The sequence below is a fragment of the Stieleria sp. genome (assembly GCF_041595215.1).
In the GTDB taxonomy this organism is placed as follows: domain Bacteria; phylum Planctomycetota; class Planctomycetia; order Pirellulales; family Pirellulaceae; genus Stieleria; species Stieleria magnilauensis.
In genome coordinates, this window is the sequence record NZ_JBFHKV010000590.1 from 1 (window position 1) to 5,288 (window position 5,288).

A 5,288-nucleotide genomic window follows, 5' to 3' on the forward strand; every position below is an offset into this window, starting at 1 on the left:
ATCCACGCCTGTGCTAATCCGCACGGATTGTCATTCCAGGTTGGTGATGAATTGGTACCGGCCAACCGCATGCGAGCAGGCTTTGGAGCGTCCCCGGTTGGATTCGTTCTCCGTCGCGTTGACGGTACATCGTTTGCATCGAAGCGGCCGATGAACGATCGATAACGATGATTTCGAGGGTCCTTTGATGGAACGATTCAAAAAGTTGCTGGTGTACACGGGAACGGAGGAACCCGAGGGCGCGATTGCGCGAGCGATCGTGCTGGCGATGGAAAACGGCGCCTCGTTGACGCTGATGGATGTGATCAAGCCCGTGCCCCGGATCCTGCGATTGTTCAAGGGGGTCGCCAGTCCGGACGAGTTACAACGGTTGTTGATCGAAGATCATCGTGCCAAGCTGCAAGAACAGGTGAGCGAGTTCTACGACTCGTCCGTTCCCATCGACATCGTTGTCACCGTCGGTGATCCGGCGATGGAAGTGATCCGCGAAGTGCTCCGCAACGACCACGATTTGGTGATCAAGGCGGCCGACGGGTTTCGCGGCGCTGGACGCGTGGTCGGCAGCGTGGCCCGTGCACTGTTGCGGATGTGCCCGTGCGCGATGCTGCTACTGAAGCCCCAGGTACACGGCGATTTCGACCAAGTCTTGGCGGCGATCGACGTCGACCGACAGGACACCCCGCACAAAAAACTGAACGAAGCGATCGCGGAACTGTCACTGGAGATCGCGCGCAGCGACGAGGCGACGTTGCATTGGCTGAGTGCTTGGGAAATGCCTTTGGAAGTCCCGTTCGAACTGCCGATGGAATCACCGTTCCATCAATCGTTTGGCGAAGATCAATTCGAGGACGTGTTTTCGATCCATGCGGAGAACATCCGCACCCATCTTGGCGAGCTCTATCGGGACACGGGGATGACCGAAGTGTCACCGGAATTCCATGTCCGACGTGGACCGGCAGCCGACGTGATCTCGGACATGGTCGAGGAGGTTCAAGCGGACCTGTTGGTCATGGGGACGGTCTGCCGTACCGGGATCGCCGGCTTTTTGATCGGCAATACCGCCGAATCCGTGCTGGCCGACGTGTCCTGCAGCGTGTTGGCTTTGAAACCGCCGGGATTCGTCTGCCCCGTTGCCGGCGAAACGCTGGAGTCGAAGGTTGTCTCGTGAGCTAAAGATAGCGGGAGAGGCGGCCGCGCTCGCCGCTATCAGCGGGAAGCGTGACGGCTTGTTGATTTAATCCGATCGCACGTGGGATTAGCCGCGAGCGCGCAAGCGTACGGGCATTCATCTTGTCAATTACTCTCCGGCGCCCGTAGGCTCTCGCCAAACGGCTGATTAAATCAACAAGCCGGTGAGCGAGCGGCGCGAGCAGGATTTGACATCACTGCGCGCCACTGGCTGACGCCACGTGCTGGGGTCGTGAGTGCCGTTGATGCTAAGTCGCGTCGGCGATAAGACGAACGAAATCCATCGAGGACAGGATCCCCAGCAGTTTCATGTCTTTGCCGACGACAGGAAGATGATGCAGTTGATGCTCGATCATCAACTTTGCGGCACTCTTGAGTGTGTCTTCCTGCTTGACCTTGAACATCACGCCCGACATCACACTGGCGACTTCGTCGGTGCCCAGGGTTTCGCGGATGATATCGGCGACCAGATAACTGGTGTCGTAGATCGCCAAGTCGCTTTCGAGCGTTCGTTCGGCATCTTGCACCAATCGGACGAGATCATTGAGCGTGAGGATGCCTTTGAGATAGCGTCCATCGTCGACGACCGGCAGCGCCGAAACATGGTGCTCGGTCATCGCATCGACGGCGTCGTGGACGGTTTGGTAGTCGTGAATGGTCACAGGGTGCCGTTGCATGACGCTTTGCACCTTGGTTTCCAAATTCGCATTGATGGTCGTCATTGAGCTTTCCTCAGGCGTCAAGGAAGATTTACCGTTTTGGACACGTGCCCGATGGTCACAGCATCTGGTCACCGGCAACAAAATCGAATCAGGCCGCAAACCGTATGCCGATTCCCGCCGAGAGGCTGCGGCTCTCGACCGATCCGCGAATCGAGTACAATTTTGGCTGTCTGATCGATGCAATCATGGCCCCCATCTTCCCTCGCCCTTCCTGAATCAGGTTCACTTCGATGAAACAATCACTCGTGCTCGGAACTCCGTTTGTTGCGGTCTTGCTGTTGGCGGCGACGTCATGGGGTCAGGGCAGCGCGATCGGCGGCGTGCTCAACACCGCAGATAAACTGCAGCAAGACGTCCAAACCAGCCAGGGAGCGATCACGGCGGGCCCGGCCGACAAGCTGGAGAAGGTTGCGCCGGGTAAGATCGATCCCGATGCCCCGAAAAAATTCAGCAAGACCGATTCGGGACTGCAGTACCGCGTGCTCCGCAAGAGCGACAAACCTAAACCCAAGGCCACCGACAGCGTGGTGGCCCACTACAAGGGCTGGTTGGACTCCAAGAAGATCTTCGACAGCTCGTATCGTCGGGGAGAGCCGACTCCCTTTCCGCTCAAACGTGTGATCCCCGGTTGGACCGAAGGACTGCAATTGATCGGTGAGGGCGGCATGATCGAATTGGACATCCCCCATGAACTCGGCTACGGCGAGCGCGGCACCCCCGGCGGCCCGATCCCTCCACGGGCCCGACTGCACTTCATCGTCGAGCTTGTCGAGATCAAGTGAGGGAGCTGGTGGCGGTAGGGCGCGAGCCCTCCGGTGTTTCGGGAACGTTGAGGGACCGGAGGGCTTGCGCCCTGCCGCTAACACCTCGTCAAACGCAGGGAATAAATGCTTCACAGCGTTGCCCTCCGGGGTCGCGTCCGACGGGAGATCGGATCTCCGGAGGTGTCGCTGCGCTCACCTCCGGCTACTCGCTGGCATCCCTCCGGGATGCTGGAATCGCTGGCGCTCTCCCGACGGATGTCAACGGATCATCACCCGTCTGCCGCCGCACCGGCTAGTGGGCCATCGCCCCGGACCACTTCAGCATTTGGGTTTCCAGGTCTTGGGGGTACGAGATCTGGACGTCGGTGATGTTGCCCTGGTCGTCCTTCACCGGGGTCAATTCGGGTTGGACGAAACCGGTGTAGGCGGGTTGGTCCAAATCAGCATAACGGCGCAACACTTCGTCGCGCAAAGCGACATTGATATTGATCGCGTAATCCTTCATCAACCGTTCGGCAGAGGCTCGGTCGCCTTCGGATTTGATTCGCTGCACTTCGGCCAACAACTGACCGACGCCGCGATGCCAGGCAGCAACGTCGGCGACGCGAAAGTACGTTTTTCCGTCACGGACGTCGACTCGGATGGCGTCCGTGTTGGCGGCCAGCCAGCCGACAATCATCTGCCGATTCCGCATGTGGTCTTCTTCGATCGTCGTCCCTGACTTGATCCGACGCAGCTGGGTCATCGCGTTTCGCGTGTAGGCTTCATAGGCCGCCAGCTGCATCTCTTTCAGGTCCGTTTCGTTTTCGACCAACCCGAGTTCGATCAATTTCGGATTGCCGATGAAATACAGCGCGACCAGGTCGGCACGGCCTTCTTCGAGCGCGCTGTAGTATTCCTTGATCGAGACGGCGGGGTCGATACCTTCGTTGACTTGGCCGGAGGCATGCCCGATGACTTCGTGCATGTTCACTTCCAGAGCCAGCGCGGTGGATTTCCATTGGTCGGCTCGGGCGAATTCAGCATCGTCGTAACAGAACTCCGCCCGCGCCGACGGCGTGCTGGCCTTGTCGTAGGCTTCCATGACGTTGCTGAGCGAAACGGACTTGCTGCCGTATCGCTGGCGAATGGTTGCGTCATTGGGCAAATTGATTCCGATCGGAGTGACGGGGCCGGAGTCACCGGTTTCCATCACGACTTGGATCGCTTTGGCCGAAATCCCCTTCACGTTGTCTTTGCGAAACGATTCGGCGTACGGCATGCGGTCTTCGAACCACTGGGCGTTGTCGGCGAACTTTCGAATCATGTCCATTTTGATCGGGTCGTTGAAGTAGACCGCAGCCTCCCACGATCCCTTGATGCCCCGCGCGTCCATGTAGACTTCGATGAACCCGTTGATGGTGTCGACGGGGCTGTCTTTGTCGGCGACCCACGCGATGTTGTACCCGTAGAAATCGACGGCTTCGCCGGTGCGGTAATAATGAATCAGTGCGCCCAGGGCACGCGCCATCTCGGGCGTGGCAAAGGGAATGGCGGCTTCGAGATGAGAGACGATGTTGGCGATCGGCTGGGCGTACATGCCGGCGGGAACCAGGCTGTCTAATCCGCTGCGATAAACGTTTTCACGCAGTTTTCCGCTGTCCGTTTTGATCAGTTGTGAATTGAGCGGGTAGCGTTCTTGAAACCCGTCCAGGTCGGCGGCGGTGACGTTGTGGTAGAGGTTGTTGGCGCTGGCGGTCAGAATGTCGACGCCCTCGGGCGGTGATTTTTGGGTGACGTGTGTTTCAAAGGTGGGGTCGAACAGGACCGGCTGAAGTTCCACCATCAGCGTGAACAACTCTTCGCCGGAAGCCGGCAGCTGGGCACCGTTTTTGACGGCTTGCTTGACCGCTTCGTCGAGGGCCTCGGCCGTGCACTCCAGCAAATTCTTTTGGGCGGTCAAGGCACTGTGCGGCCCATTGTTGACCCAAAACAGCTTCATGTATTTCCGGATCGCCGCCAGGGTTGTTTCGTCGATCCCTTGCGGATGGGTCAACACACCCTCCAGGACATCGCGAATGCGAAGCGAGTAGCGGTAGCGTTGGTCGATGTAGATGTCGCGTCCGGCGATGGCGGCTTGGGAGAGATGATAGATCAGTGTTTTTTCTCGCAGCGACAACTGCTCGAACCCGTCGACGTAGAGCTGGACGATGGCGACGTCATCGACACGATCGAGCAGGTACTTTCGTTGATCGGAAGTTGGGTCTTGGGCGATCAGACCGGTATTTCCCAAGAGCGTCGCAACGGTGAGCAGGCATGCGGAAAGGAGACGCATCAAAAAACCTTGAATGTCGTGATGGTGAATCTGGAACCTGGCTGACAGTCTACGCCTTTTCGCGGGCCGATTCTGGTGGGCAAGAACCGGTTTGATGAAATCGATTTCGGATTTCACGCCCGAGTCGGTGACGGGCGGAGGATGCCCGTTTGGCCCCCCTTGAATCAGGCGATGGACGGCAAAATTGTGCGGCGTTCCCCGCGAGGACTAAACTGGGGCTGGCTCATGAAACGGGAATAACCGGCACAAAGGATCTTATCAAACCAAAGAAAAACGTTTCGCGATCGGATTCGGCAGGAA

General features: G+C 58.3%; 4 protein-coding genes. 2 read left to right on the plus strand and 2 right to left on the minus strand.

What is annotated here, in order from left to right; all coding sequences use genetic code 11:
• Positions 1 to 187 precede the first annotated feature (187 nt).
• The gene (locus ABX749_RS20685) at positions 188 to 1,168 is read left to right on the plus strand and encodes a universal stress protein (RefSeq protein ID WP_372897644.1); all 981 of its coding nucleotides are present in this window, start codon (positions 188 to 190) and stop codon (positions 1,166 to 1,168) included.
• 268 nt (positions 1,169 to 1,436) lie between these two features.
• Here the strand turns inward: ABX749_RS20685 and ABX749_RS20690 are convergent, their stop codons facing one another.
• Complete coding sequence (locus ABX749_RS20690; protein WP_372897645.1) at positions 1,437 to 1,910, minus strand: HPP family protein; 474 nt, start codon at positions 1,908 to 1,910, stop codon at positions 1,437 to 1,439.
• Between the two features lie 230 nt (positions 1,911 to 2,140).
• Between ABX749_RS20690 and ABX749_RS20695 the strand changes: the two genes are divergently transcribed.
• Positions 2,141 to 2,692 (plus strand): FKBP-type peptidyl-prolyl cis-trans isomerase, encoded by a 552-nt coding sequence (locus tag ABX749_RS20695; protein ID WP_372897646.1) that lies wholly within the window; start codon positions 2,141 to 2,143, stop codon positions 2,690 to 2,692.
• Between the two features lie 274 nt (positions 2,693 to 2,966).
• Here ABX749_RS20695 and ABX749_RS20700 read toward each other — a convergent pair whose 3' ends face one another.
• Positions 2,967 to 4,988 carry a hypothetical protein gene (locus ABX749_RS20700; RefSeq protein WP_372897647.1) on the minus strand — a complete coding sequence of 674 codons (2,022 nt, stop codon included), beginning with the start codon at positions 4,986 to 4,988 and terminating at the stop codon, positions 2,967 to 2,969.
• Positions 4,989 to 5,288 lie beyond the last annotated feature (300 nt).